The organism is Haloarcula rubra (genome assembly GCF_019599465.1).
GTDB lineage: Archaea > Halobacteriota > Halobacteria > Halobacteriales > Haloarculaceae > Haloarcula > Haloarcula rubra.
In genome coordinates this window covers 86,012-112,242 of the sequence record NZ_RKLR01000001.1, presented here as the reverse complement: position 1 = coordinate 112,242, position 26,231 = coordinate 86,012, and the positions used below count along the sequence as shown (strand labels likewise).

At 66.7% G+C, this 26,231-nt stretch carries 24 protein-coding genes; 8 read left to right on the top strand and 16 right to left on the bottom strand.

What is annotated here, in order from left to right:
* Positions 1 to 52: 52 nt before the first annotated feature.
* The gene (gene fen / locus EGH21_RS00595; RefSeq protein ID WP_220616536.1) at positions 53 to 1,033 is read left to right on the top strand and encodes a flap endonuclease-1; all 981 of its coding nucleotides are present in this window, start codon (positions 53 to 55) and stop codon (positions 1,031 to 1,033) included.
* A gap of 27 nt (positions 1,034 to 1,060) precedes the next feature.
* Here fen and EGH21_RS00590 read toward each other — a convergent pair whose 3' ends face one another.
* From EGH21_RS00590 to EGH21_RS00580, 3 genes are read right to left on the bottom strand one after another with little or no spacing between them, the layout of a single operon-like run.
* Complete coding sequence (locus EGH21_RS00590; protein ID WP_220616535.1) at positions 1,061 to 2,203, bottom strand: ABC transporter ATP-binding protein; 1,143 nt, start codon at positions 2,201 to 2,203, stop codon at positions 1,061 to 1,063.
* A 14-nt stretch (positions 2,204 to 2,217) separates the two neighbouring features.
* Complete coding sequence (locus tag EGH21_RS00585; RefSeq protein WP_220616534.1) at positions 2,218 to 3,150, bottom strand: carbohydrate ABC transporter permease; 933 nt, start codon at positions 3,148 to 3,150, stop codon at positions 2,218 to 2,220.
* Positions 3,147 to 4,217, bottom strand: coding sequence for a carbohydrate ABC transporter permease (locus EGH21_RS00580; protein WP_220616533.1), 1,071 nt, complete (start codon positions 4,215 to 4,217; stop codon positions 3,147 to 3,149). Before EGH21_RS00580 ends, EGH21_RS00585 begins: the two co-directional genes overlap by 4 nt.
* A 739-nt stretch (positions 4,218 to 4,956) precedes the next feature.
* On the opposite strand from EGH21_RS00580, the gene EGH21_RS00575 reads away from it, so the two are divergent.
* On the top strand, positions 4,957 to 6,363 hold the full coding sequence (locus EGH21_RS00575) for a class II fumarate hydratase (RefSeq protein ID WP_220616532.1): 1,407 nt from the start codon (positions 4,957 to 4,959) through the stop codon (positions 6,361 to 6,363).
* Between the two features lie 147 nt (positions 6,364 to 6,510).
* Here EGH21_RS00575 and EGH21_RS00570 read toward each other — a convergent pair whose 3' ends face one another.
* Positions 6,511 to 7,299 carry a hypothetical protein gene (locus EGH21_RS00570; protein WP_220616531.1) on the bottom strand — a complete coding sequence of 263 codons (789 nt, stop codon included), beginning with the start codon at positions 7,297 to 7,299 and terminating at the stop codon, positions 6,511 to 6,513.
* Between the two features lie 81 nt (positions 7,300 to 7,380).
* On the opposite strand from EGH21_RS00570, the gene gatE reads away from it, so the two are divergent.
* A complete protein-coding gene (gene gatE, locus EGH21_RS00565; protein WP_220616530.1) occupies positions 7,381 to 9,255 on the top strand; it encodes a Glu-tRNA(Gln) amidotransferase subunit GatE in 1,875 nt (624 codons plus the stop codon).
* Positions 9,256 to 9,316: 61 nt separating this feature from the next.
* Complete coding sequence (locus EGH21_RS00560) at positions 9,317 to 10,801, top strand: DUF7504 family protein (RefSeq protein ID WP_220616529.1); 1,485 nt, start codon at positions 9,317 to 9,319, stop codon at positions 10,799 to 10,801.
* 1 nt (position 10,802) lies between these two features.
* On the opposite strand, the gene EGH21_RS00555 is transcribed toward EGH21_RS00560, so the two are convergent.
* The 4 genes from EGH21_RS00555 to EGH21_RS00540 form a co-directional block, all read right to left on the bottom strand.
* Positions 10,803 to 11,549 carry an RNA methyltransferase gene (locus EGH21_RS00555; RefSeq protein ID WP_220616528.1) on the bottom strand — a complete coding sequence of 249 codons (747 nt, stop codon included), beginning with the start codon at positions 11,547 to 11,549 and terminating at the stop codon, positions 10,803 to 10,805.
* Complete coding sequence (locus tag EGH21_RS00550) at positions 11,546 to 12,070, bottom strand: DUF8114 family protein (RefSeq protein WP_220616527.1); 525 nt, start codon at positions 12,068 to 12,070, stop codon at positions 11,546 to 11,548. The genes EGH21_RS00555 and EGH21_RS00550 overlap by 4 nt, the downstream gene beginning before the upstream one ends.
* A gap of 48 nt (positions 12,071 to 12,118) precedes the next feature.
* Positions 12,119 to 12,691, bottom strand: a complete 573-nt coding sequence (locus EGH21_RS00545) for a DoxX family membrane protein (RefSeq protein WP_220616526.1) — start codon at positions 12,689 to 12,691, stop codon at positions 12,119 to 12,121.
* 136 nt (positions 12,692 to 12,827) lie between these two features.
* A complete protein-coding gene (locus tag EGH21_RS00540; protein WP_220616525.1) occupies positions 12,828 to 14,285 on the bottom strand; it encodes an alpha,alpha-trehalose-phosphate synthase (UDP-forming) in 1,458 nt (485 codons plus the stop codon).
* Between the two features lie 213 nt (positions 14,286 to 14,498).
* On the opposite strand from EGH21_RS00540, the gene EGH21_RS00535 reads away from it, so the two are divergent.
* Positions 14,499 to 15,194, top strand: a complete 696-nt coding sequence (locus EGH21_RS00535) for a 6-hydroxymethylpterin diphosphokinase MptE-like protein (protein WP_220616524.1) — start codon at positions 14,499 to 14,501, stop codon at positions 15,192 to 15,194.
* Between the two features lie 11 nt (positions 15,195 to 15,205).
* On the opposite strand, the gene EGH21_RS00530 is transcribed toward EGH21_RS00535, so the two are convergent.
* Together EGH21_RS00530 and EGH21_RS00525 are read right to left on the bottom strand one after the other, a co-directional pair.
* Positions 15,206 to 16,204 (bottom strand): TIGR04024 family LLM class F420-dependent oxidoreductase, encoded by a 999-nt coding sequence (locus EGH21_RS00530; protein ID WP_220616523.1) that lies wholly within the window; start codon positions 16,202 to 16,204, stop codon positions 15,206 to 15,208.
* Positions 16,201 to 16,965 (bottom strand): SDR family NAD(P)-dependent oxidoreductase, encoded by a 765-nt coding sequence (locus EGH21_RS00525; RefSeq protein ID WP_220616522.1) that lies wholly within the window; start codon positions 16,963 to 16,965, stop codon positions 16,201 to 16,203. Before EGH21_RS00525 ends, EGH21_RS00530 begins: the two co-directional genes overlap by 4 nt.
* A gap of 115 nt (positions 16,966 to 17,080) precedes the next feature.
* Here EGH21_RS00525 and EGH21_RS00520 point away from each other — a divergent pair, with 115 nt between their 5' ends.
* The gene (locus EGH21_RS00520) at positions 17,081 to 17,761 is read left to right on the top strand and encodes a haloacid dehalogenase type II (protein WP_220616521.1); all 681 of its coding nucleotides are present in this window, start codon (positions 17,081 to 17,083) and stop codon (positions 17,759 to 17,761) included.
* Between the two features lie 4 nt (positions 17,762 to 17,765).
* On the opposite strand, the gene EGH21_RS00515 is transcribed toward EGH21_RS00520, so the two are convergent.
* Positions 17,766 to 18,923: a dihydropteroate synthase gene (locus tag EGH21_RS00515; RefSeq protein ID WP_220616520.1), complete on the bottom strand. Its 1,158-nt coding sequence runs from the start codon at positions 18,921 to 18,923 to the stop codon at positions 17,766 to 17,768.
* Between the two features lie 63 nt (positions 18,924 to 18,986).
* Here EGH21_RS00515 and EGH21_RS00510 point away from each other — a divergent pair, with 63 nt between their 5' ends.
* Both EGH21_RS00510 and EGH21_RS00505 read left to right on the top strand, forming a co-directional pair.
* The gene (locus EGH21_RS00510; protein ID WP_220616519.1) at positions 18,987 to 20,438 is read left to right on the top strand and encodes a sulfatase-like hydrolase/transferase; all 1,452 of its coding nucleotides are present in this window, start codon (positions 18,987 to 18,989) and stop codon (positions 20,436 to 20,438) included.
* A 127-nt stretch (positions 20,439 to 20,565) separates the two neighbouring features.
* Positions 20,566 to 21,579, top strand: coding sequence for a phosphotransferase family protein (locus EGH21_RS00505; RefSeq protein ID WP_220616518.1), 1,014 nt, complete (start codon positions 20,566 to 20,568; stop codon positions 21,577 to 21,579).
* 128 nt (positions 21,580 to 21,707) lie between these two features.
* Here EGH21_RS00505 and EGH21_RS00500 read toward each other — a convergent pair whose 3' ends face one another.
* From EGH21_RS00500 to EGH21_RS00480, 5 genes are all read right to left on the bottom strand, one after another.
* Positions 21,708 to 22,220 (bottom strand): HTH domain-containing protein, encoded by a 513-nt coding sequence (locus EGH21_RS00500; RefSeq protein WP_220616517.1) that lies wholly within the window; start codon positions 22,218 to 22,220, stop codon positions 21,708 to 21,710.
* A 388-nt stretch (positions 22,221 to 22,608) separates the two neighbouring features.
* Entirely contained in the window at positions 22,609 to 23,682 is a 1,074-nt protein-coding gene (locus tag EGH21_RS00495; protein ID WP_220616516.1) for a methionine synthase, read from the bottom strand.
* Entirely contained in the window at positions 23,679 to 24,674 is a 996-nt protein-coding gene (locus EGH21_RS00490) for a 5-methyltetrahydropteroyltriglutamate--homocysteine methyltransferase (RefSeq protein ID WP_220616515.1), read from the bottom strand. The genes EGH21_RS00495 and EGH21_RS00490 overlap by 4 nt, the downstream gene beginning before the upstream one ends.
* Before the next feature lie 62 nt (positions 24,675 to 24,736).
* Positions 24,737 to 25,351, bottom strand: a complete 615-nt coding sequence (locus tag EGH21_RS00485) for a HemK2/MTQ2 family protein methyltransferase (RefSeq protein WP_220616514.1) — start codon at positions 25,349 to 25,351, stop codon at positions 24,737 to 24,739.
* A gap of 3 nt (positions 25,352 to 25,354) precedes the next feature.
* Complete coding sequence (locus EGH21_RS00480) at positions 25,355 to 26,212, bottom strand: 16S ribosomal RNA methyltransferase A (RefSeq protein ID WP_220616513.1); 858 nt, start codon at positions 26,210 to 26,212, stop codon at positions 25,355 to 25,357.
* Between the last annotated feature and the right edge of the window lie 19 nt (positions 26,213 to 26,231).

Sequence of the window (26,231 nt, the reverse complement as noted above, 5' to 3'; positions counted from 1 at the left end):
CAATCTTGCTCGTCCCGGGAGATTCAAACCGCTGTCCGTCCAACGCTCGCCAATGGGAAACGCAGACCTCCGCTCGCTGGCGGCCATCGAGGACGTGTCGTTCGAGGACCTCGACGGGAGCGTCGTCGCCGTCGACGCCCACAACTGGCTCTACCGCTACCTGACGACGACGGTGAAGTTCACGAGCGACGCGAAGTACACCACGGCCGACGGCACCGAGGTGGCGAACCTCATAGGCGTCGTGCAGGGGCTGCCGAAGTTCTTCGAGCACGACCTGACGCCCGTGTTCGTCTTCGACGGCGCCGTCACCGACCTGAAGGACGACGAGGTGGCGAAGCGGCGCGAACAGCGTGAACGGTACGAGGACGAACTCGAGGACGCCCGCGAGGCCGGCGACTCGGTTCGCGTGGCGAAACTCGACTCCCGCACCCAGCGGCTCACCGACACCATCGTCGAGACGACGCGGGAACTGCTGGAGATACTGGACGTCCCGGTCGTCGACGCGCCGGCCGAGGGCGAGGGACAGGCCGCCTACATGGCTCGGCAGGGTGACGTCGACTACGTCGGGACCGAAGACTACGACGCACTGCTGTTCGGGGCGCCGTACACGCTCCGGCAACTCACGTCCAGCGGCGACCCGGAACTGATGGAGTTCGAGGCGACCCTGACGCGACACGACCTCACGTGGGAGCAACTCGTCGACGCCGCCATCCTCATGGGGACCGACTTCAACGAGGGCGTCTCGGGTATCGGCCCCAAGACGGCAGTCAAGGAGATTCACGAGCACGGTGACCTCTACGGCGTCCTCGAGGCGCGCGGCGAGCACGTCGACCACGCCGACCGGATTCGGTCGCTGTTCCTCGACCCCGCCGTCACCGACGAGTACGAGATTCCGACCGACGTCGACCCCGACCTCGACGCGGCCCGACGGTTCGTCACCGAGGAGTGGGAGGTCGACGCCGAGGAAGTGGCTCGTGGGTTCGAACGCATCGAAGAATCGGTCGTCCAGACGGGGTTGGACCGCTGGACCTGAGAACTGACCGCGAAGGACGCGGCCGAGTCAGACGATAGGTTCGACCTTCTCGACGGAGTCGAGTTCCCGGTTCCGAACCGCTTCGCCGGTCGCCGAGTCGAAGACGTGGATGGCCTCCTCGGGGAACCGGACGGTGACGTGTTCGCCCCATTCGACGTCGCGCATCCCGTCGACGGTGGCGACGAAGTTCGCACTGTCGCTCGCGTCGAACGTCATGTGGACGGTGTTCTCGCTCCCACGCGGTTCGACGACGTCGACGACGCCGGCGTAGTCGTGGGCGCCGGAACCGCCCTCGACGAGTTCGATGTCCTCCGGTCGGATACCGAGTGTGAGGTCGGTGCGGTCGCCCAGTTCGCGCGCCGTCTCCTCGGAGAGGTCGTACTCGAAGTCGTCGGCGACGAGCGTCGAGCCACGTCGGTCGACGTCGAAGAAGTTCATCGAGGGTTCGCCGATGAACCCGGCGACGAACATGTTGTTCGGTTCGTGGTAACACTCCAGCGGCGTCGCGGCCTGCTGGAGTTTCCCGTCGTTGAGGATGGCGATGCGGTCGGACATCGTCATCGCCTCCGTCTGGTCGTGCGTGACGTAGACGGTGGTCACGCCGAGTCGTTCCTGGAGATGCTGGAGTTCGGTGCGCATCTCCGCCCGCAGTTTGGCGTCCAGATTCGCCAGCGGCTCGTCCATCAGGAACACCTCCGGGTCACGGACGATAGCGCGGCCCAGTGCGACGCGCTGTTGCTGCCCACCGGAGAGTTCGCCGGGCTTGCGGTCGATTAGGTCGTCGATGCCGAGCAGGTCCGTCGCCTCTTCGACCTGCTGTGCTATCTGCTCGTCGGACATGTCGGTTGACTGCTCCAGTCCGAACGCCATGTTCTCCCGCACGGTCATGTGCGGGTAGAGGGCGTAGGACTGGAACACCATCGCCACGTCTCGCTGGGCGGGCGGTTGGTCGTTGATTATCTCGCCGCCGAGTCGAATCTCGCCGGAGCTGATGTCTTCGAGGCCGGCTATCATCCGGAGCGTCGTGGACTTCCCGCATCCGGAGGGACCGACGACACAGAGGAACTCGCCGTCCTCGATGTCGACCGATACCTCGTCGACGGCGACGATTTCGCCCTCGTCGTCGTCGTGGAATATCTTCGTTACGTCGTCGAGTGTGAGTTGTGCCATCGTGTCAGCCTCCGTTAGGTCTCCCCCGCGACACCCTTCGCGAACTGTTCACCGAAGACGATGTAGACCAGTAGCGTCGGGAGTGCTGCGACGATGGCACCGGCCATCGTGGTGTTGAACGACTGGACGACACCGCCGGTCAGTGCGGCGAGTCGCTGGGTCGCCACCTGTGAGGACGGCTCGTTGACGAGCACCAGCGCGAACAGCAGGTCGTTGTACACCTGCGTGAACTGGTAGATGAGCGTCACCGCGAACATCGGAAGCGACAGCGGCAGGATGATGTTCTTGTAGATGCTGAACGCCGTCGCGCCGTCGAGGCGGGCGGCCTCTATCATCTCGTCGGAGATGCTCTGGTAGTACGACCGGAACAGCAGCGTACAGATGGGAATCCCGTAGGCGGCGTGGGTCACCGAGAGCTGGAACAGCTGGAGGTAACCGTTTCGAATCGGATACGTCCAGTTGCCACCGGTGGCGAAGCCGAAGACGGTGTTGACGAACCCGTTGAGGAGGTCCGGCAGAATCTGGTACCAGAACTGTGCGAGCGGCACCAGCACCGCCTGATACGGGATGAAGATACCGGCGATGATGAACACGACGACGCCGACCTGTCCGCGCCAACTGATAGTCGTCAGCCCGTACGCGGTGAGGCTCCCGAACAGCGCCGAGAGGATAGTGGCCGGGATGGCCATTATCATCGAGTTGATAAGGCCGGGACGGAGCGTGTTCCACGCCGTCGTGAGCGCCTCGAGGGTGAACCCGTCGGCGCTCGGCGGTGCGAACGGCACCGTCTCGATGAACGACTGCTGTGTCTTGAACATCGTCATCACGGCCGTCTCCACCGGGAAGAGGTAGAAGACCAGACCGAACAGGAGGACGGCGTACAGTCCGATGCGGCTGTTCTCCATCTCCTGTATCTTCGACAGGGGGTTACGACTCTCGGTACTCATAGTTCACCTCGTCTGTATTCGCTGTATAGATACGGTCCGATGACCAGCAACGCGAGCAGGAACAGCACGATCGCGATGGCCGACCCGTAGGCCCATCGGAGACTGTCGAACGCCACGCGGTACATCATCGTCGCCAGGATGTCCATGTTCGCCCCTGGCTGTGAGCCGCGGAGCGAGTAGATGAAGTCGAACGCCTTCAGCGCGAACACCATCAGCACGACCGACGCCGAGACGGCCGAGGCTCGGAGTTGCGGGATGATGACGCGCATGTACATCCGCACGGTCGACGCGCCGTCGACGCGTGCGGCCTCGTAGTGTTCGGTCGGAATCGCGCGCAACCCGGCGAGGAACACGACCATCGCGTAGCCGCTGAACTGCCAGATGAGCGCGAAGATGACGGCGGCGAGGGCCGTCGTGTTCCACGACAGCCACTGCACCACTTCGGCGGTAACCCCTGCGGGCTTCAGCAGGGTGATGATGAGTCCTTCGAGGTTGAGCAGTCGAAGCAGTTGATTGAACACGCCGTTCTTCGCGTTGTACACCCACGACCACATCGTCGCCGTCACGACGAAGGACAGGGCCATCGGCAGCAAGTAGATGGTCCGGAAGGTGTTCTCGAAGCGGATGTTCTGGTCGATGAGGATGGCCACGAAGAGGCCGAGTGCCAGACAGAATATGGTAAACACCACCAGCAAGACGAGCGTGTTCTGTGTGGCCTGCCAGAACGCCCCGTCGCTGGCCATCTGGGCGTACATGCTGAGGTCCAGTTGGCCGTAACTGGGCTCACCCAGTCCCTGGAAGTCCGTCAGCGAGAGGACGGCGTTCCACGCGATAGCCCCGTAGACGAAGAACGCCGCCAGTAGCACCGGGGGGAGCCAGAACGGCGCGGATTCGATGAGTTCCCACTCGACCGGCAGCGAGTTTCTGAGAGTATCGCGCCGTCGGTCGCCCACTGCTGTTTCGGTCCCACCGTCTGTCGCAAGTGTTTGCCCGTCCGATTCGTCTCTCGATACCACCGACCGGAGTGAATCTCCGGCAGTTCTGAGTCTATTGAGTATCTCGCGCATAGTTGTGTCAGTCGTACGCGGACGTGAGTTCGTCGTACACCACTGCGGCGGGCCGGGCGCCCCGGGTTCGGGACGGACGGGACGCCGTCGTCACGGGTCCGCCGCTGCCTGCTGTCGAGTCGTTCACCCACCAGTGAACGCGTCTGCCTGCCGTCGAAACCGCTGGTGTACCACTGTCGCCCGTCGTCGTTCCGCCGTATCGGTCGTCGGCGACGCGGCCGCCAGGACCGACGACGAGAAACACACCCGACGACGCTCTCGAACCGACCGACCGAGAACGTGACAGGTGTGAGACGGGGTCGTCAATCATGGGTGTCACCGTGGAGTCGAACTCATCCTAAGTGGATACACGCAACACTTAATGCTTCCGAATATTCATGCATGTCATTCGGCCCCTCAGACGCCCGAAATCGGCAGTCTGGGAGTTATCTTGTGAGAGGTTTCGGCTGTAACTTTCTCCCGCTTGGGTGGAGTTATCACAGTAGGCGATTTTCGACACTCGAGTGCTGAGGAGACACATTTCGGCAGTTTAGCTCAGTACAATAATTAACTCACTCCCGAGTTTAACTCTCGACTGCCACACGCTGCAACCGGCCCCTCCTCGACCCACGTTTCGACTGGAGAGTGGGAAAATATTGTTGTAGAAGTACCTCGTATTTTCACAACTGCGTGGGGTTCGACGGGGTGTGCCGGCGCGTACCGGTGGGTTTTACGAGCGGGCGTTCGACCCACCGGACGTATGAGTGACGAGTTCAGGACCGAACGGGACAGTCTCGGCGAGATGGAGGTTCCGGCCGACGCGTACTGGGGCGCACAGACACAGCGTGCGATTCAGAACTTCCCCATCAGCGACGTCACCTTCGGACGCCGTTTCGTCCGGGCACTCGGTATCGTCAAGAAGGCCGCCGCACAGGCCAACCGCGACCTGGAGATGATTCCCGAGGACAAGGCCGAGTGTATCATCGAGGCCGCAGACGAGGTCATCGCGGGGGACCACGACGACCAGTTCCCGGTCGACGTGTTCCAGACCGGGTCGGGCACCTCCTCGAACATGAACGCCAACGAGGTCATCTCGAACCGCGCGACCGAACTGTACGGCGGCGAAATCGGCACTCGCGAGATTCACCCGAACGACCACGTCAACTTCGGGCAGTCCTCGAACGACGTCGTCCCGACGGCGATGCACGTCGCCTCGCTCGAGGCCGTCGAGAAGGACGTCCTCCCGGCGCTGAAGACCCTGCGTGACGCCCTCGCCGAGAAAGAATCCGAGTTCGAGAACGTCGTCAAGACCGGCCGAACCCACCTGCAGGACGCGACGCCCATCATGCTCGGACAGGAGTTCTCGGGCTACCGCACGCAGGTAGAGAAGGGCATCTCCCGCGTCCAGGACGTGGAGGGCCGACTCTCGGAACTCGCGCTCGGTGGGACTGCCGTCGGCACCGGCCTCAACACCCACCCCGAGTTCCCCGAGAAAGCGGCCGAGTACATCAGCGAGGAGAGCGGCGTCGACTTCCGCGAGGCCGACAACCACTTCGAGGCGCAGGCCGCTCACGACGCGATGAGCGAGGCCCACGGCGCACTCCGGACCGTCGCGGGGTCGCTGAACAAGATCGCGAACGACCTGCGACTCCTCGCGTCGGGGCCACGGAACGGCCTCGGCGAAATCGACCAACCGGAGAACCAGCCCGGGTCCTCTATCATGCCCGGCAAGATCAACCCCGTCGTCGCCGAGGCGGTCAATCAACTCCACAAGCAGGTCGTCGGCAACGACGCGGCCGTCTCGGCCGGTGCCGCCGAGGGACAGATAGACCTCAACCTCTACAAGCCGGTGCTGGCCTCGAACTTCCTGCAGTCGGCCCGTCTCATCGCCAACGGGAGCGAGGTGTTCGCCGAGAAGTTCGTCGCCAAACTGGAGGCAGACGAGGAGTACTGCGCCGAGCGCGTCGAACAGAGCATGGCGCTGGCGACGGCGCTCAACCCCGCTATCGGCTACGACAAGGCCAGCAAGGTCGCGAAGAAGGCCCTTGCCGAGGACAAGACGATTCGAGAGGTCGTCCTCGAAGAGGGGTACCTAGACGAGGACGAAGTCGACGAGGTGCTGGACCCCGCGAAGATGACCGAGCGCGGGATTCTCGGCGACGAGTAGCGAGACGCCGAGCGAAGCGAGGGGTCTCGTACTGGAACGGCAACCATCGGGAGCCGTGGAGGAGTAGTGAGGAGCGGCGACCGAACGATAGTGCGGGAGTCGGTCCTCGAATAGCGAACGAGGAACGACGACTGGCGTGATGGTTTCTCACCCTCCGTCGGCGCCGACCCATCCCGGCGTCGGGACGCTGGTCTGGCCGACGCGCTCGTACCAGAAACTGTACCACACTGTCCTCGTCCCGGTCCGATACCGGACGTCGAGCCGGTGAATCAACCCGTCACTGTCGACGACGAGCGAGACGGTGTAGGCGTCGACGTCTCGGCCGGACGGGGGTGTCCCGTCCGTCCCGGTCACGCGGAAGTACTCGCGACCGTCCCACCGGGTTCGCCGCGTCCGGCTCTCGGTGACGGTGACGTACCGCGCTACGTAGAACGCGGCTTCCGAGGCGAACTTGTCCTCCGTGAACCGGAGCGTCCCCGACGTCTCGGTGACGGTGCCGTCGTCTCGGCGTTCGTACCAGCGCTCCCCGTCGGCGAACGCCGTCTGCTCGTACCGGCTCAGCGTCTCGCTGCCCCGGTACCGCTGTCGGTGCAGTCGGTGGAGGTACCGCTGGGGGCCGGCGACCAGCGTCGTCTCGTTCCGCACGAGCGTGACCGTCCCGTTCGGCGTCTCCCGCTGCCGTTCGTACCGTTCGTAGAAGGTGTACGACTGGTTCCAGAGGGCCGTCTGGTGACTCGCGGCGAGCGTCTCTACTCGTTCGATGCCACCGTCGCCGATGCCCGGCGGGGGTGCCGGCCGCTGCTCGCTCCCGGTCGTCGCCTCGGGGACCGGCGCCGGCGTGACGGACTCTGCCGGGTCGCTGCCGAGGCCGGCGATACCACTACACCCCGCGCTCAGCACGAGCAGACCGGCCAGCAGGACGGGGTGGAACCGCACACGTGATACAGCGTCGGGACCGACAAAAACACGAGGGCCGGAAGGGTGCGTTTTTTGCCCCCCGGTTCCGGACAGTCGACTATGACTGCTGCCGACTTCGACTACGAGGACCTGGGCCTCGTGGCCGGGCTGGAGATTCACCAGCAACTCGACACGGCCACGAAACTGTTCTGTGACTGCCCGACGGAACTGCGCGAACCGGAGGCGTCCGACCGCTCGTTCACGCGGTACCTCCACCCGACGAAGAGCGAACTCGGCGAGATAGACGACGCCGCCCTCGAAGAGAGCATGGTCGACCGAGAGTTCGAGTATCTGGCCTACGACACCACCTGTCTCGTCGAGGAGGACGACGAACCGCCACACCGCGTCGACCGCGAGGCCATGGAGACGGCCATGGAGATAGGCCAACTCATGGACATGCACGTGGTCGACCAGGTGAACGTGATGCGGAAGATAGTCGTCGACGGGTCGAACACCACCGGGTTCCAGCGCTCGATGCTCGTCGCCAACGACGGCGTGATAGAGACGAGCGACGGCCCGGTCGGCATCGAGGACATGCTACTGGAGGAGGAGTCCTGCCAGCGCGTCGCGGAGACCGACGACGGCGTCCGGTTCTCGCTGGACCGACTGGGCATCCCGCTGGTCGAAATCGGGACCAAACCGGACATCCGCTCGCCCGAACAGGCCCGAGAGGCCGCCGAGCGCATCGGGATGTTGCTCCGGTCGACGGGGAAGGTCAAGCGCGGCCTCGGCACCATCCGGCAGGACGTCAACGTCTCCATCGAGGAGGGCGCCCGCATCGAACTCAAGGGCGTCCAGAGCCTCGACGACATCGACGACCTCGTGCGAAACGAGGTCCGGCGACAGGTCGAACTCGTCGACGTCGCCGCGGAACTCGCCGAGCGAGACGCGTCGGTCGGGGACCCAGAGGACCTGACCGACGTCTTCGAGGGCACGGAGTCGGGCGTTATCGGTGGTGCGCTCGACAGCGGCGGGCGGGTGCAGGCGGTCCTGCTCGAAGGCTTCGACGGCCTCGTCGGCCGGGAGATTCAGCCGGACCGCCGCCTCGGGACGGAGTTCTCCGACCACGCCAAGCGCCACGGCGCCGGCGGCATCTTCCACACGGACGAACTGCCGGCCTACGGCGTCACCGAGGCGGAAGTCGAGGCGCTCCGCGAGGCAGTCGGTGCCGGTCCCGACGACGCCGTCGCCCTCGTCGCGGACGACCCGGAGACGGCCGAACTCGCCATCGAGGCCGTCGTCGAACGGGCGGAGACGGCGCTGGAGGGGGTCCCCGAAGAGACGCGCGACGCCCTCGAAGACGGAACTTCTCGATACTTGCGGCCGCTCCCCGGGGCGGCGCGGATGTACCCCGAGACGGACGTGCCGCCCGTCGAACCGGACGTGACCGAGGTCGAGACGCCGGAACTGCTCACCGAGAAGGTCGCGCGCTACGAGGACGAGTTCGGTCTCGACTCGGGACTGGCCGAACAGGTGGCCTACGGGCAGCGCTGGCCCCTGTTCGAGGCTGTCGTCGACGACGGTGTCGACCCGACGCTCGCCGCGGGGACGCTCGAATCGACGCTGACGGAACTCCGGCGTGACGACGTGCCCGTCGAGAACCTCACCGACGACCACCTCCGTGCGACGCTCGTCCTGGTCGACAGCGGCGAGGTGCCTCGCGAGGGTATCGAGGACCTGCTGACGGCGTTGGCGAACGATCCCTCGCTCACCGCCGAGGCGGCCGTCGAACAGGAGGACCTCGGTGGCGTCGACGAGGACGAGGTCCGTTCGGCCGTCGCCGACGTGGTCGACCGCCACGAGGAACAGGTCGCCGAGGAAGGGATGGGTGCGTTCTCCGCACTCATGGGCGAGTGTATGGGCGCGCTACGCGGGAAGGCCGACGGGGACACGGTCAGTGACGTGCTCCGCGAAGAGATTCAGAAACGCGCCTGACGTACTCCTGCGTCGATAGCTGGGCCGGTACACTTCTATTCTCCCCGGCCGTACGGACCGTATGTACGCTATCGGGGACGACCTCCCCGTCGAGGGGTTCGAACCCGGGTCCACTCTGCTCGTCGTGGGGCCGCCGATGACGGGCAAACGCACCCTCGTAACCCGACTACTCGCCCACGGCTTCGACCACGGTGAGGCCGTCGCCGTCCTCTCCACGGACGCCAGCGCCGCGGACGTCCGGGAGTCGCTCTCAGACGCCGCCGGTCGACCGGTCGACACCCTCCCCGTCGGCGTCGTCGACTGCGTGAGCGACTCGCACGGGGCGACCGAGCTCGCGTCGCTCGACGGCAGCGTCGGGTCGCCCGCCGACCTGACCGGTCTCGGTATGGAACTGACGCAGGTACTGGAAGCCCTGTACACGGAGTACTCGACCCGCATCCGGTTCGGGCTCTTCTCGCTGACGACGATGTCGCTCTACACGTCGCCCGAGCAGGTCGTCCGGTTCCTGCACGTCGTCACGAACCGCATCAGCGAGGCGAACGGCGTCGGGTTCGTCGTCGCCCACTCGGACACGATGGACCCCGAGCACCTCCAGCGACTCCGCTCGTTCGTCGACGGCGTCGTCGAGGTCAGGGAGGCCGACGGCCGGTCCGAACTCCGGGTGCTCGGCGTCGAGCCAGAACCGACGCCGTGGACGCCGTTCGACCAGACCGACGGGTCGCCCGACCCGACCGACCGCTCGCCACGGGTCGACCAGACCGATAGACCGCTCCCGGATTCGCTCCGCTCGGTGTTGGACTCGGTCCGGGCGGACTCGCCGACGCTGACGGTCTGTAACTACGAGGGGCCGCCAGACGCGCTCGAATCGGTCGAGCGGTACTTCGACAGGCACGGCGTCACCGTCCGGGAAGCCTCCCTCGACGTGGCCCAGCCCCGCTCCGTGGCGCTCCTGCACCACGGCGACGACCTGCTGGCCAGTGAGTCCGTGACGGCGTTGGCCGCGGCTATCGACATCCAGTCCGACGGGGACGACGCGTTCACCGACCGACGGACGAGCGACCTGTTGCGGCAACTCGACCGGTCGGTGTTCGGCGCGGCGGCGGCGGACAAGAACCTCCTCGTCGACGTGAGCCACACCATCGAGTTGCTGGCCGACCGGGTCGGGAGTGGGCGTCTCCACGCGGGCTTCCAGCAACTCTCCCGGCTGGTCGACGACCCACGGAGCGCCCGCATCTACGAGCGACTGGCCGACACCGGCGTCGACGTCCACGTCTACGGCGCCGACGACACCGACTCGCCGCTCCCCGGCGTGACCGTCCACGGCGGCGAGACGACCGAACTCGCCGAGTCGTGGTTCGTCGTCTTCGACGGCGACGGTGACCCGACACGTCGGGCCGCGCTGCTCGCCGTCGAGCGAGACGCTGGCGAGGGGTACGAAGGGTTCTGGACGTACGACAGCGACATCGTCGGGCGCGTCGACGCGTACCTCACGGAGACGTACGGCGACGCCTCGACGGGACGGGAACGCGAACCGGTGACCGACTGACTCAGGTCTCGTCTCCGGGGTCGGACTCGGCGGTGGCCCGGTCGATGCGCTGTCTGGCCCGTCGGAAGAGGCCCCGGAGCGTCCGTGTCTCCCGGCCCGTCGGATGGGCCCGCCCCAGCAACCGGCGGAACATCCGCTGGGTCTTCGCCTGCTTCTCCGCCGGGTGACCGATGGTCTCGAGGAACGTCTCGAACTCGCCGTGGAGGCCTTCGACGGCCCGTTCGTCGGCGCGAGCGTGTAGCTCGTCGGGGTGCTGGTCGCGCTCGACGGTCACCGACCGGAGTTCGTACAGGACGATAGTGGCGGCTTGCCCGAGGTTCAACACGGGGTAGTCGGCGCTGGCCGGAATCGAACAGAGTTCGTCCAACCGGGCGAGTTCGTCGTTGGTCAGGCCGACCCGTTCCCGGCCGAAGACGACGCAGGTGTCGCTGTTGACGCCGGTCAGCGAGTCGGCGAGTTCCGCCGGCGTCTTGGCGGGGTAGCGGACGTGGTTGGAGGCGTCCTCGTTCGTCGTCGCCGTGCAGGCGACCGTGTGGTAGTTCTCGACGAGGTAGTCGAACGTGACTTCGCGCGCCTCGGGGAGGATGTCCTCGCGGGCCTGTCCGGCGAACCCGTAGGCCTCGCCGTCGGGGTCCAGTTCCGGCGGATCGACGAGCAGTAACTCCGAGAGGCCGAAGTTCTTCATCGAGCGGGCGATGGTGCCGATATTGCCCGGCGTCTCGGCGTCGACGACGGCGACCGATATCATACGTCCAGGTCGCCGAGGTCCATCTCGATGGCGTCTAAGTCCTCGTCGTCGAGTTCCTCGACCTCCTCCTGCAGACCCGGGACGGCCTCCGACGCGTCCGGGGCCTCGGGGAGGGCGGTTGGGTCCTCCTCGACGTGGTCGAGGCCCTCGTAGCCGTCGGGGGCGCGGTTCCCGTCGTCGAACCACTCGTAGAAGGCGTCGCGGAGTTCGAGCTCCCCGGCGTAGGCGTCACCGCCGGCCTCCCGGAACCAGTAGAGGAAGTCGGGTTCGTGGACCGAGCAGAGGACGACCGACCCGCGCGGTTCACCGTAGATGACTTCGGCGACGTTGCACTCCTCGACGTCCGCCTCGCCGTGGACGAGCCAGCAGGCGTCACAGGGGTCGACGACGCGGTCTGCCAACACGAGGATGCGCTGTCGAACGTCGGGTTCGAGCGTCTTCAGGGGTCGCACTCTCCCCTCGTCGTTCAGTACGTCTTCGTCGAACCGCCACCCGCGGAGTCCGATGTTGACCTTGGCCATACGCCGCCGTAGTCGGCAGCGAGACTAAAAGAGCGCGGTGTGGCTGTCCTACCCGAGCAGGAGGCGGAGCCACCGGTTGTTCTCGACGACCGAGAGGTCTTCGAGGTAGCTGTCCAGCCCGAGGATGCGACCGGCACCGAACGCGCCGAGGCCGAACAGCAGGGCGGCGTAGACGATGTGGTCGTCGACGACCCAGCCGTGCGCGACCGGGAGTCCGGCCAGCAGGCCGCCCTGCAGCGCCGCGAGCCAGTAGAACAGCATCATCACGGCGCCCCAGAACGCGGCGAAGCGGACCAGCACGCCCAGTAGGAGCGCCAACCCGGCCAGCGTCAGGCCCAGCATGTTCAGCCAGTCGACGAGCGGATTGCCGGCCATCGCGACGAACATCCCGGTGAAGGGGTTCCCCTCGGGGATGGCGTTGGCGAGGAAGCCCGCCGCCGTCCAGTTGTTCTCCGGGTTGCCGTCGAGGTAGGTGACGAGTTTCGTCACCCCGCCCTGGAACAGCGTCCAGCCCATCACGATGCGGAGGAGGAACAGCGAGTAGCCGACCCACGTCTCCGAGTAGTCGAAGGTCACGTCCCGCCCGAGTATCTCCGATTGGAGTGTCTGTTTCGTACTCATGTCTAATAGTAGACTGTAAGACGAGATATATCTACGGGATGGTTCTCGTACTTTGGGAATCGAATACCCGGACAACTTCGGCCTAGAGCCCCTCTACCGTGCGAACACTATACAATCATGGGTTGTCGGGCCCGTCTCAGTCTGGCCCGGTGGCGAACTGTCGCTCGACCCAGTGCCGACTGTCGAGGGCCGCGACACTCTCCTGTAACCGTTCGAGTCGGTCCCGGCGCTCGTCGTCGTCGAGTTCGAGCGCTCGTTCGAGCGCGTCGGCGATGCCGGCGATGTCGTGGGGGTTGACGGTGAGCGCGCCGTCGAGTTGGGTCGCCGCGCCGGCGAGTTCGCTCAGGACGAGTGCGCCGTCGCCGTCGACGCAGGCGGTCGGGTACTCGTGGGCGACGAGGTTCATTCCGTCCCGGTGTGGCGTCACAAGTGCCACGTCCGCGACCCGGTAGAGGCCGTCCAGCGTCTCCGTGCTGAGTTTCCGCTCCGTGTACGCTATCGGTTGCCAGTCGTCGGTGGCGTAGAGGTCGTTGACGCGCTGAATCTCTGCGACCACGTCTTGCCGATAGCGCCGGTACGTGGCGATTCCCTCCCGGGTCCGACTCGCCTTCTGGACGTAGGTGAACGCCCCCCGCAGGTCGGGACGGCGCTCCCAGAGGTGGTCGAGTGCCGCGATGCGTTCGGGAATCCCCTTCGAGTAGTCGAGCCGTTCGACGCCCAGTACGATCGGAATCGACGGGTCGGGGACCGTCTCACCGAGGACACGCCGCCTGACTGCGGCGGTGTCCGCCGCTGTTGCCCGCTGGCGGACGCCCTCGACGTCGATACCGAGCGGGTTCGCGACGACGTGGGTGGACGCCCCGTCGTAGTGGACGACGCCGGCGTCCTCGTCGACCGTCGCGTCCGGGAGCGTCGACTCGACACACCGGAGGAACCGGGCGACGAACACCGTCGTGTGGAAGCCGATTACGTCACACGCCAGCAACCCGTCGAGAATCTGTCGTGCGTGGGGACAGTGGTCGAACACCGACGGCGCGGGCCACGGGATGTGCCAGAAGTGGTGGAGCGTCGCGCCGGGCCGGGCGCGACGCACCACCCGCGGGGCGAGTGCGAGGTGGTAGTCCTGAAACCAGACGAAGTCGTCGGCGTCGGTCACGGACCTGACGGCGTCCGCGAACCGGTCGTTGACCGCCCGGTACTGCTCCCAGAAGGTGGGATCGCCCCACATCCGCCCGGTGTCCTCGTGACAGAGCGGCCAGAGGACCTGGTTCGCGTAGCCGTGGTAGTAGCCGTCGATGGCCTCGTCCGACAGCGGGACGCGTTTCAGGCGGTAGGACCCCTCACCGGGAGGTACTTCCACGACGCCGTCCTCGGCGACGGCCATGTCGGCCCCACCGCTGGCCCACGCGACCCACGTCCCGCCGCGGGCCCGCATCAGCGGGTCGAGCGCACTCGTGACGCCACCGGTCGCCTCCGAGACGGTCACGTCGTCGTCCTCGATGGGGCCGTCGACGGGGCCAGACGCCCACTCGTGGCTGTAGGGCTGTCTGTTCGAGACGACGACCAGTGAGTCGGGGAGCGCCTCGGCTCTCATTCTCGTCTCGTTGGTGCCTCCGGCCCTTGAGGTTGTCGCGAACGTGGTAAGGGCCCGGTACGTTGCCGTCACACAAGTGGGAGTAAGAGAAAGCTTATACCGGAGGCGTCAGAAGAACTGGGTGAAAGCCGAAAGGGCACCCGGGTAGGGGTACACGGACGTGCCATTTCGGCTCAACCCGGTTTATCTGGTACCGACCTACCAGCGACAGCTATGGAGTTCGACACATGGGAACCCGTCTACACCGCCATCCTCGACGACTTCGGCTACGGTCGCGGCGGCGACGAACGGGCGCGTGACAGACTCGGCGCGACGCTCGCCGAGAGCGAGACGTATCGGCCGTCGAGACTCGGGCTGGAATCGGCGACGGTGGCCATCGTCGGTGCGGGCCCCTCGTTAGAGAGCGAGGCCGACCGGGCGGCCGAGGCCGACGCGGTGCTGGCCGCCTCGACGGCCGCCGACCGACTCCGAGACGTGGGCGTCGCCGTCGACTGCATGGTGACCGACCTCGACAAGAACCCCGAGACGGCACGGGAACTCACCGAGTCGGGGACCCCGGTGCTCGTCCACGCCCACGGCGACAACGTCCCCGCCGTCGAAACGTACGTCCCGACGTACGACGCCGCCTTCGTCGTCCCGACGACACAGGCGGCACCCACCGACACCGTCCACAACTTCGGGGGGTTCACAGACGGCGACCGGGCGGCGTTCTTCGCGGACCACTTCGGAGCCGAGGCCCTGCGATTCGTCGGATGGAACTTCGACGACCCGGACGTCGGCCCGGAGAAACGACGGAAACTCGCGTGGGCAGAGCGGTTGCTGCACTGGCTGGAGTCGCGACGTGGTGACCGGTTCGACGTCCTCGACGGTCGCAGAGACGGCATCGACCCAGTCGAACGGTCGCTGTAGACGGCCGCCGGTCAGGGCGCCAGCACGTCGATAGTGGCGTCGATGTCCGCTCGGTCCGCGGCCCGCGGGAAGGAGACGTTCAGAGCGTCGACGCCGTCGACGGACTCGAACCGCTCGATTTGCTCCCGGCACTCCGACGGCGTCCCGGCGACGGCGATGGCGTCCAGCAAGTCGTCGCCGATGGCGTCGGTGGCAGCGTCCTGTTCGCCGGAGGCCCACTTCTCGGCCACCTCGTACGCCGTGTCCTCGTACCCCTGTCTCGCCAGCGCGTCCCGGTAGTAGGTCCCCATCCCGCCGACGTAGAAGGCGACGTGCTGACGGGTCAGGTCACGGGCACGCTCCCGGTCGTCGAGCGCACAGCAGGGCAGCGACAGGGTCACGCGCTGGTCCTCGCGGTTCCGGTCCCCGAGGTCCGTCCCGCGCTCGAAGTCGTCCAGTCGGTCCTCGAGGCCCGCTCTCGTCATCAGGAGGGCGTGCCACCCGTCGGCGAACCGGCCGGCGAGTTCGACGGACTTCGGGCCGAGGCCGCCGGCGTCGACGGGCGGGACGGGGTCCGGCGGGTCACAGCGCAGGCGAAAGCCGGATAGCTGGAAGACGTCGCCGTCGTAGTCGACCGTCTCGCCGGAGAGCACCTGCTTGACGACGTCGATGGTCTCGCGGGTCCGACGGAGCGGTCGCTCGAAGTCGACGCCGTGCCACCCCTCGACGACGATGGGGCCCGACGGGCCGACGCCCATTCGGAGGCGGCCGTCCGAGACTTCCTGCAGCGTCACCGCCGTCTGCCCGATGAGCGCCGGCGACCGGGAGTAGACGTTCATCACCGACGTCCCGATACCCACGTCGTCGGTGCGTTCGGCGATGCTCGTGAGCGTCGTGACGGCGTCTCGGCCCCACGTCTCCGGGAGCCAGACGCGCTCGTAGCCGGCGTCTTCGGCGAGTTGACTCATCTCGACGAGCGTGTCGACGGAGGGCTGTGCGGCGACTGGCAGGTAGATGTCTCTGACTGTCATAGGTCTGGAGTCTCCTCTATCGGCGGCACACCGCGCGGGGTCAGCGTCTGCCCCGTGACGAAGGATGCGGCGTCGCTGGCGAGGAACCGCACCACGTCCGCTATCTCCTCGCTGACGCCGACGTTGCGGTCCACCTCGTCGCGGTCGACCGCGTCTGCACTGATTCCCATCTGTGATTCGAGGCCCGGCGTCGCGACGTAGCCGGGCGCGACGCAGTTCACGCGGACGTCGTCGCCGGCCCACTCGTAGGCCAGCGTGCGCGTGAGGTTGATGATGGCGGCCTTCGAGGCGGCGTAGTGGCTCATGTAGGGCGCGCCGTCCTCGCCGGCGACGCTGGCGACGTTGACGACGCTCCCGCCGCCGGCGATGTGGTCGCTGGCCGCCTGCGCGCAGTTGACCGTCCCGGTGAGGTTGACGTCGACGACGGACTGCCACCCGTTCGGCGAGATGTCGTCGAACGACGCCACGAACGAGGCCCCCGCGTTGTTCACGAGAACGCCGAGGCCGCCGAACTCCGCGACGGCCGCCTCGACGAGTGCCTCGACGCTGTCCCGGTCACGCACGTCGCACTCGACGCCGATGACCTCGCCGGGATGGGCGTCGGAGAGGGCCGCCGCCGTCCCGGTAATCTCTCCCTCGTCGCGCGAACAGATGGCGACGTCCGCTCCGTCGGCCGCGAACGTCGCGGCGACGGCCCGCCCGATACCCCTCGACGCGCCGGTGACCACCGCTGGCCCGTCGACGCTGAACCTGTCCGGCATGGCCCGGACTGCGTCCGGGTGTGGCATAAACCCACAGGCGCGTCCGGGTCGCAGTGTTCAAACGGAGTTCAATCCCCCGCCCGTTCTTTTCCGTCCGGCCCGCGAATGGGGTGCTATGACGTTCGACCCCGACCGCGTCACGACGATAACGTTCGACTCGTACAGCACCATCGTCGACGTCGAGGCCGCAGAGAAGGCCCTCCGGGAGCGAGTTCCCGACCCACAGCCAGTGTCGCGGCTCTGGCGCTCGCGGTCGCTGGCCTACACGTTCATCGCCAACGCCGTCGACGCCTACAAGCCGTTCTACGAGATGAACCGCGACGCCCTCCAGTACGCGCTGGACGCCCACGGCGTCGATATCGCAACCGAGGAACGCGACGAGATTCTGGCGGTCTACCACGAACTCGACGTCTTCGACGACGTTCGAGACGGGATGAACCGACTGTACGACGCCGACTACGACCTCTACGTGGTCTCGAACGGCAACCCCGAGATGCTCGACTCGATGCTCGACCACGCCGGCATCGGCGGCCTCGTCGAGGACACGGTCAGCGCAGACGAGATAGGGACGTTCAAGCCCGACGCCGAACTGTACCGCCACGCCGCCGCTCGGACCGGCACACCTATCGACGAGATAGCCCACGTCACGGCGGGGTACTTCGACGTCTACGGCGCGATGCACGCCGGGATGCAGGGCGTGTGGGTGAACCGCGATGACGGCCCGTGGGACTCGTTCGCCGGCGACCCCGACCTGACCATCGGGTCGTTCCACGACCTCCTGAACGAACTGGACTGACGACTCAGACTCGGCGCGAGAGTGACTCGCGGAGCGTTCCGGCCAGTTCGCGGTGGCCGTCCTCGGCGAGGCTGTCGGCGACGACTTTCACGGCGGCCGCCGACCCGCCGAGATACAGGGCACCGCTGGACTTCTCGACCAGTACCACGTCGACGACGTCTGCGACGGCCCGGACGCTCGCCGCTTCGTCCTCGGCGAGGTCACCGAGCAGGAACGTCAGCGTCGCGCCGTCCTCGGTGTCGCCGGCCAGCGTCTCGCCCAGCGAGCGGTTGCGCTCGACCTCCCGCACGGTCACGTCGGTCAGTTCGGCGACGGTCGGTCCCGGGTCCGTCTCCGGTCGGACGGTCCGCTCGTCACCGAGTGCGTCGGCCACCTTCACGACGTCGTGTGTCTCACTGGTGTCGTGGGTGCGGATGACGTGGGCGCCGCGTTCGGCCTCCATGGTCGCCGCGGCGAGGCTGACGGCCAGTTGGTCCTCCGTCTCCGGTCGCCCGGCGAGGTCACCGAGGAAGTCCTCGCGGTTGGTCGCGGTGAGCATCGGCCGGCCGAACGCGCGGAACTCCCGCAGGCGACGGAACATCTCCCAGTTGTCCTCGAACTCCTTGCCGTCGTACCACCCGCCGAAGGCCGGGTCGATGATGGTCTGGTCGGTGAACCCGCCGCGCTGGAGGGCCTCGAACAGTTCGTCCATCGTCTTCAGCGCACCGGGCGCGGAGAGGTCCGGCGGACTCGCCATCTTCACGACCGGCATGTCGTGGGCCTCGACCACCGACTTCATGTCGGGGTCGGCGAAGCCACAGACGTCGTTGATGAGGTCGAACCCGTAGCCGATGGCCGCCTCGGCAACCTCGGCGTAGCGGGTCTCCAGCGAGAGGGGCACGTCGGCGTCCAGTTCGTCGACGAGCGGGGCGACCTCCTCGAGTCGGTCGAGTTCCTTCTCGACCGGTTTGGACTCGTACTTCGGGTTGGCCGACTGGAGGCCGACGTCGACGATGTCGGCCCCCGCAGGGACGAGGGTGTTCTCGATGGCGTCGGCGGCCTCGGCGGGGTCCAGGTAGACGCTCGGCTTGTACCCCGAGTTCGAACTCATGTTCAACACGCTCATGACTCGCGTCGGGTGACCGTCCCCCACCGGAAGGCCGTCGATGTCGACCGTGCGCATGGCCGGGACTGAGGACTGCGTCTACATAGACCCTCCACTTCCGGCGGTGCTCGATACGTATTTTTGGAGGCAGACCTAACGGCGGACAACGCACGCGTCACGATGGCCCACCGAAACGTCGTCGTCCTCTGTCTCGACACGGTCCGTGCCGACAGTTTCCGCGTCCACGCCGACAGGATACGCGACCGGGCCGCCATCGTCCACGGTGGCTGTCGGGCACCCAGTGCGTGGAGCGTCCCGAGCCACGCCAGCCTGTTCACCGGCGAGTTACCCCACCGGCACGGCGTCCACACGCACGCCCGACACTACGACGGCGTCGGGCCGAGCGACACGTTCCTCGGCGACCTCCCGGACGCGTACCACACCGCCTGTATCAGCGCGAACCGCTGGGTGAGCGACGCCTTCGGCGTCGACCGGTTCTTCGACGAGACGACGTTCGTCCCCGGCGGCACCGTCGTTCCCGACGCACCGAACCCGGTGTGGGAGGCCGACGGCACGCTGTCGGCGCTCCACGACGCGCTGACGGGCGACCAGTCGCTCGGGGCCCTCGCCAACGTCGCCGCCGACCGGGTCCGTGCGGCGATGCTCGACCATCCCCGACTGCAAGGACTGCCCGTCCCCGCGCCCACGGACAACGGCGGCACCGCCGTCCTCGAACGGGCCCGGCGGGCGGTCGTCGACCGCGACGACCCAGTGGTCTGTTTCGCGAACCTCATGGACGCACACGCACCCTACTGGCACTGGCGGGGGATGGCCGACCACGGGGTCTCCAGACGGTGGTCCGACCGGCGACTGGACACGTGGGCCGTCAACACGGCCGGGGACATGGGGCCGTTCGCCGACGACGTCGGCGCGCTCAGAGCCCTCTACGACGCGCGGGTCCGGTATCTCGACCGCATCGTCGCGGAGTTCCTCGACTCGGTCGTCGCGGCGACGGCCCGCGAGACCACCGTCGTCGTCACGAGCGACCACGGCCACAACCTCGCGTACCCGGCCGACAGGGGTTTGCTCGACCACACCAGTAGCCTCACCGAGGGACTGTTACACGTCCCCTTCGCCGTCGTGAACCCCCCGACCGACGGCGCCGTCCCGTCGCTGAACGACGGTCGTCACCTCCCGCTCAGACGGTTGGGCTCGTTCGTCGAGGGCCTCGTCGACGACCACCTCCGAGACGTGACCGCCGACCGGGCCGCCGCCGAAGTCGTCGGACGGACGCCGACGTGGGACGACCCCCCGGACGACCCTCGATGGGACCGGGCGATGCGTTGCGTCTACGACGGCGACGTGAAGACGGTCTGGGACACGACCGGCGAGACGCGGCGGTACGACCTCGCCGCCGACCGACCGAGTTGGCAGTCCGAGGCCGGACGGCGAGACGGCGTCCCGGCCGCAGACACCGACCCGCCGTTCGGCGTCCCCGTCGAGTCAGCCAAACAGCGTGCGGTCGGCCGGTCCTCGACGGCGATTCTCGACGACGGCACGGCCCGTCACCTCGAACAACTGGGGTACCGGTGAGCCGCCCGTCGGTGCCCGAAGGGGACCTGCTCGGCTAGCCGCGGTGGCGACTGTCGCCCATCCGAGACGGGGTGCCGTGACGAGGCGACTGACAGTTTTATTTAGCCCTCCCGCTTAGCCGGTCAGTGTGTCGACGCCGGAACGCGACATCGGGGCCGTCCTCGACGAGTCAGGACCGGACTACGACGGCTTCTCGTTCGAGACGCCGGGCGGCGGTCACCAGAGCGACGTCTATCTGGTGACCCTCGACCACGGCGGCGAGCAGTACGAAGTAGTGGTGAAGTTCAAACCGCCCGGCGACGTTCCGTTCGACGTCGAACCGAAACTCCACGAGTACGTCGCCAACCGGACGGACGTGCCGGTCCCGCGAATCCTCGTGTTCGAACGCGACCCGGCCGTCGACGTCCCGCCGTACTTCGTCACCGAACGCGTCCACGGCGAGAACCTCGCCGAGAAGTTCGCGGGCCTCTCGACGGACCACCGCCAACGGATTCTCCGACAGGCGGGCGAGATACTGGGAGACATGCACTCAGAGATAGGGTTCGAGGCGTTCGGTCGCCTCGACCTCCACGACGACCGTCTCATCGTCCGCGACTGGATGGGGAGCTGGCGGGAGTACTTCGAACAACTCACCCGGACGCATCTCTCCCGCCTCGACGAGACACGGTTCGCCGACGTCGCTGACCGTGCGACGTCGCGCATCGAACCGGCGCTGGACGTCGTCCCCGAAGACGGCGTCCCGCGACTCGTCCACGACGACTTCCGGCCCGCGAACCTCCTGTTCGACCCCGGAGCCGAGGCCCCGATAACGGCGGTCCTCGACTGGCAGGACGTGCTGGCGGCCCTCCCCGAGTACAACCTCGCTCAGACGGAGTTCCTCTTCATCGACTCCTCGTTTCGCGACCCGGAGACGTGCGAGACGCTCCGGTCGGCGTTCCACGAGGGCTACCGCTCACAGCGCTCGATGGCCTTCGAGGACGGCTACGAGGAGCGACGCCCGCTGTACCAACTGTCGACGCTGCTGTGGCGGATGGCGGGGTTCGAGGCGGCCTTCGCCGACGAGTCGGGGCTGGCACAGGCCCGCGCGGAGGCGCAGTACCGCCAGCAGTTCGAGCGCCTCGTCGAGGCGGTTCCCTCCTGAGGCCTTTCGCCGCTCGGCACTCGTCCCGTCGCGACGATACGCCGCCTCCGGCATCCTGACCGATATCGTCGGCGGCCGCTATCGACGTGGAGAGAAACGAGTGAAGAACCAGCCGTAGCGGTACGCAGTCAGGGGGTCGTCTCGACGCCCGGTTCGAGCCACGGTTCGGTCCGCCCCACTGTCACCGAATCGAACTGGACGAGCCAGTTCTCGTCGCCGCGTTCGAACGCGTCCAGCGCGTCGCCCACCGTGTAGGTCATGTCGTCGTCGGTGCAGGGGAACACCGCCTGCAACCGCTTGTCGTCGTAGACAGCCAGCGAGACGACGGGGAACACGACGACGTCGTCGACCCGGTCCAGTCCGACGTAACTCCGGGTCCGGCGCTCGAAGGCCGGTTCGAGCGACGACCCGTTCCGCTCGGCCCAGTCGCGGAACTCCTCGTAGGTCGCCAGCGCCCCCGACCGCTTGTCCTCGGCCATCGTCCGGATGCGCTGCCACTCGCCGGCGACCATCGAGTCGGTGAAGACGCCGTTGGCCTCGAGTCGCTTCACCCTGTTGAGCACCTGCTGCTGGGCATCGAACGTGCCGTAGGTGTCTCCCCGAAGATACAGTTCCGCCCGAAGGTGTGTGTCGGTTGTCATGGCCCTCTCGTTCGAACCATCTCCGGACGACGACTAAACTCTTTCCCAGATTCTCGTGTTCGTAAAACTATACGAACTCACGAAGGAACTGCGTCTTTCGAGGCCCGAAATACGGAAAATATCCACTTGATACGATATCCAGATTGTCGCAACGTGACAACAAAAGAAAACTATATTTCTGCGGTGGTCGATGAGCGTTTCGTCCGACGTCGAAGAAACGCACGCCACACCACTGGCGAGTATTAGTCGGTGATTGCTTCGGGAGCGAGCCGGTCGGTCCCAATGTGTCCGGCTGTAGCTACCGTCGACACCAGTCGCTGTCCGAAACAAGGGGCCTCTCGGAGACGGGTACTTCGGGCGTCGGTCGCAGAAGGAGAGAACAGTCCAGTTAGTCGTCCGCGCTCGCTTCCGCACCGGTCGCGACGACGTCGATTTCGCCGGCGTCGAGTTCCTGTTCGATTTCGCGGGCGGCCTGCACCATGTTCTCCATCTTGCCACGCGCGATTTCGCGGGGCAGGAGCTTCACGCCGCAGTCCGGCGAGACGGTGAGTCGCTCCGGTGGGACGACTTCCAGCCCCTTCTTGATGTTGTCCTTGATCTCCTCGACGGACTCCACTTCGGCGGTGTGGGCGTCCAGGACACCCATCGCGAAGTCCTTCGTGAACTCGTGTTCCTTGAACACGTCTAGCTGGTCGAAGTCGCCGTTGGCGAGTTCGAGGTCGTACTCGTGGACGGGGTAGTCAAGAATCTCGGGGTAGATGCGCGAGTAGTCGCCGTAACAGACGTGGAGGCCGAGACGGACGTCGTCCGGAATCTCGTCGACGATGCGTTCGAGACACTCGCCGACGATAGCGTGGTCGTCCGGCGTCGTCGCCAGCGCCGGTTCGTCTATCTGGATGTAGCGGGCACCGGCGTCGACGAGCGCCTCTATCTCCTCGTTGACGAGGTCGGCCAGTTCGTAGGCCAGTTGCTCCTCGCTGTCGTACACCTCGTTGAACGACCAGTTCGCCAGCGTGTACGGACCGGTGATGGGGACCTTCACGGGGCGGTCGGCCACCTCGTCGGTGAACTCGAACTCCTCGACCAGCCACTGCTCGCCGTACTCCACCTCGTCGGCGACGCTCGGCTTGTCGAAGTAGTTGTGTCCCCACACCTTCACGCGGCCGTTGAACTCGTAGCCGTCGATGCGGTGGGCGAAGTACTCGACCATCTCGTTGCGGCGCATCTCGCCGTCACAGACGACGTCGAGGCCACAGCGCTCGTGTTCGTGCGTGACGAGTCGCGAGGCGTCGTCCTTCGACTCCTCCCACTCTTCGGCGCCGAAGTCGGCGTCCTCGTCCTCGAACATCTCGCGGGCGCGGTCGTGCCACTTCGGCTTGGGGTAGGAGCCGACGACGGTCGTCAGCAGGAAGTGGTCGTTCGGGTGATTCTCCGGTCGGAACTGCTCTCGTGGGCCTGTCATGCTTCCACCTCTTCGAGGTCGGCGGCGTTCGCAAGCGCTTCCAGTTTGTCCGCGAACTTGTTGACGGGGAGATAGAACAGTTCGGTGTTCGCGGTGGCGTAGACGGTGTCGTACACCGTGTTGGTCTGCTGTTCGAACCAGTCGATGCGGTCGCGGATGGTCTCGGGGGACTCGACCAGCGTGTTCTGGCCGTCGACGACGCCCAGTGCGACGTCGTCTTTCGTCCCGTACTCCTGAACGTTGTAGACGTTGCTGTCGTGGTCGGCGACGAGGTCGAAGCCGATGGCGTCGACGTCGGCGTCCATCAGGTGCGCGTAGGTCTTCTCCTCGATGGCGCCCCAGTAGGTGTGGGTGACGACGTCGGCGTCGGTGGCGTTCGCGACGGCGTCGATGGCCTCGCTCACTCGCTCGTCCGTGCCGTCTGCGGGGTCGTTCTCGACCAGCGAGGGTTCCAGCAGGAACAGCGTCTCGACCTCGGGGAACTGTTCGACCTCGCCGGCGAGGAACTCGGCGACGGCGTCGAGGAACGCGGCCTCGTCGCCGTAGTGTTCGTCCGTCGCGAGGTCCGACAGCGAGTACGGGCCCGGCAAGACCGCCTGCAGGCCGTCGTCGACCAGTTCGGCGGCCGCGTCGAGTTCGGCGGCGACGTCGCCGTCCGGCGTCAGGTCGTCCTGCACGACCGGCTCTCGGTAGAAGTTGTTGTTGTCGTAGTAGCGGACGATGCCACGGGTCTCGACGCTGTCGTGGACCGCCAGCGGGTGGGCGAGCATGTCGTCCCAGCGGAGTTGCCCCTCGACGACGCGGTCGAGGCCGGCGTCCTGCTGGAGCGAGACGACGTCTTCGCGGGCGCGGTCGTAGGCGTCGACGATTGCCGCACCTTCGTCACCGCTGACGAGGTCCGTCTTCTGGTGACCCTTCAGGTCGGACAGTTCGTCCTTGGCCCAGTCCGGCAACGGGAACAGGCCGGGTGTCGTGGCGACTATCTGTGTCATTGCACCCGGCTACGAAATGACGGACTTTAATATTTCCTATTCGAGAAAATGCTCAGTAGTAATCATACTCGTACGAACCGCAGGACGACGAGCTGTTCGTAGGGGTGTTTCTCGCTCGCGACCCGCTCTCCCGCGAGTCCGTGCTGACGGGCGTACTCGCGGACAGCGTCGGGGTCGGTGAGGCTGCTGACCAACAGGAGCGCCTCCCCGTCGGGGGCGAGCACTCGACCGACGGATTCGAGGAACGGGTCGACGAGTCGCCGCCCGTCTTCGCCGCCCGACAGTGCCTGTTCCATCCAGTCGTCCCACTCTCTCTCCGACGGCGTCGGGAGGTAGGGCGGGTTGAACGCCACGAGGTCGAACGACTCCTCGTGGAACGGGTCGACGAGGTTGCCTCGGACGACTGTCACACCACGCTCTCGGGCCTGCTGGCAGGCGAGCGGATTCACGTCGACGCCGACGGCGTCGGCACCGGCCTCGGCCATCGCCGCGGCGACGAACCCCGACCCGGTTCCCACGTCGAGCGTCTGGTCACCGTCGCCGACGCGTTCTCGCACTGCCCGTGCGAGTAGGGCCGAGTCCTCGGCCGGTTGGTACACCGATTCGACGCCACGCTGGTCCGCGAGCGACGGCCGTCCGGCGTCATCGGCACCGTCGTTCCCGCCCTCACCGGTCATCTGTCAGGCCTCCGGGTCGCCCACGTCGTAGGCCAGCGTCGCGAGGTCGGCGAAGCCGGCCGGTGTGAGGTTCCCCGCGCGGGCGCTCATCAGATCATCGTCGGCGGCGTCGACCACCGCGTCGGGGTCGCCCAGCCCCGAGATGTGGGCGGTGTTCCGGACGGCGTTGCGCATCGTCTTGCGACGCTGGGTGAACACGGCCTTCAGGAACTCCATGAAGAACTCGTCGTCGGGGACGGTGTAGTCGGGTTCGCGGGGGGTCGTCCGCACGAGCGCGCTCGTGACGCGTGGCTGGGGGTCGAACGCCCCTTTCGGCACCGTCTCGACCACCTCGACGTCGGCGTAGTGACCTGCCGTGACGGAGAGTCGACCGTAGTCGTCCGTTCCGGGGGCCGCGGCCATCCGCTCGGCGAACTCCTGCTGGAACATCAGCACCATCGGGCGACCGTGGGGCAGTAACCGGAACGCGATTTCGGACGACGCCCCGTACGGCAGGTTCGAGACGCTCGCGGTGAACGCCGGCAGGTCGACGTCGAGGGCGTCCCCTTCGACGACGGTCAGCCGGTCTGCCTCGATTTCCTCGGCGAACTCCTCGCGCAGGTGGGCCGCGAAGTCGCGGTCGCGTTCGACGACCGTGACTCGGTCCGCGACCGCCAGCAAGCGGTCGGTCAGGGCGCCGGGGCCGCCACCGATTTCGAGGACGTGCGCGAGGTCCATCTCCGCCTCGACGGCGTACTCGGGGATGCGGTCGAGGACTCGGTCGTCGACGAGGAAGTGCTGGTCCTGCCGGGTGTCGGCCCGCTTGCCCGCCCGGCGGACGAGGGCGTCGGGGTCACGGGTACCGGTCGGCGTGTCGGTCATCGTGACTCCGTAGACGGTC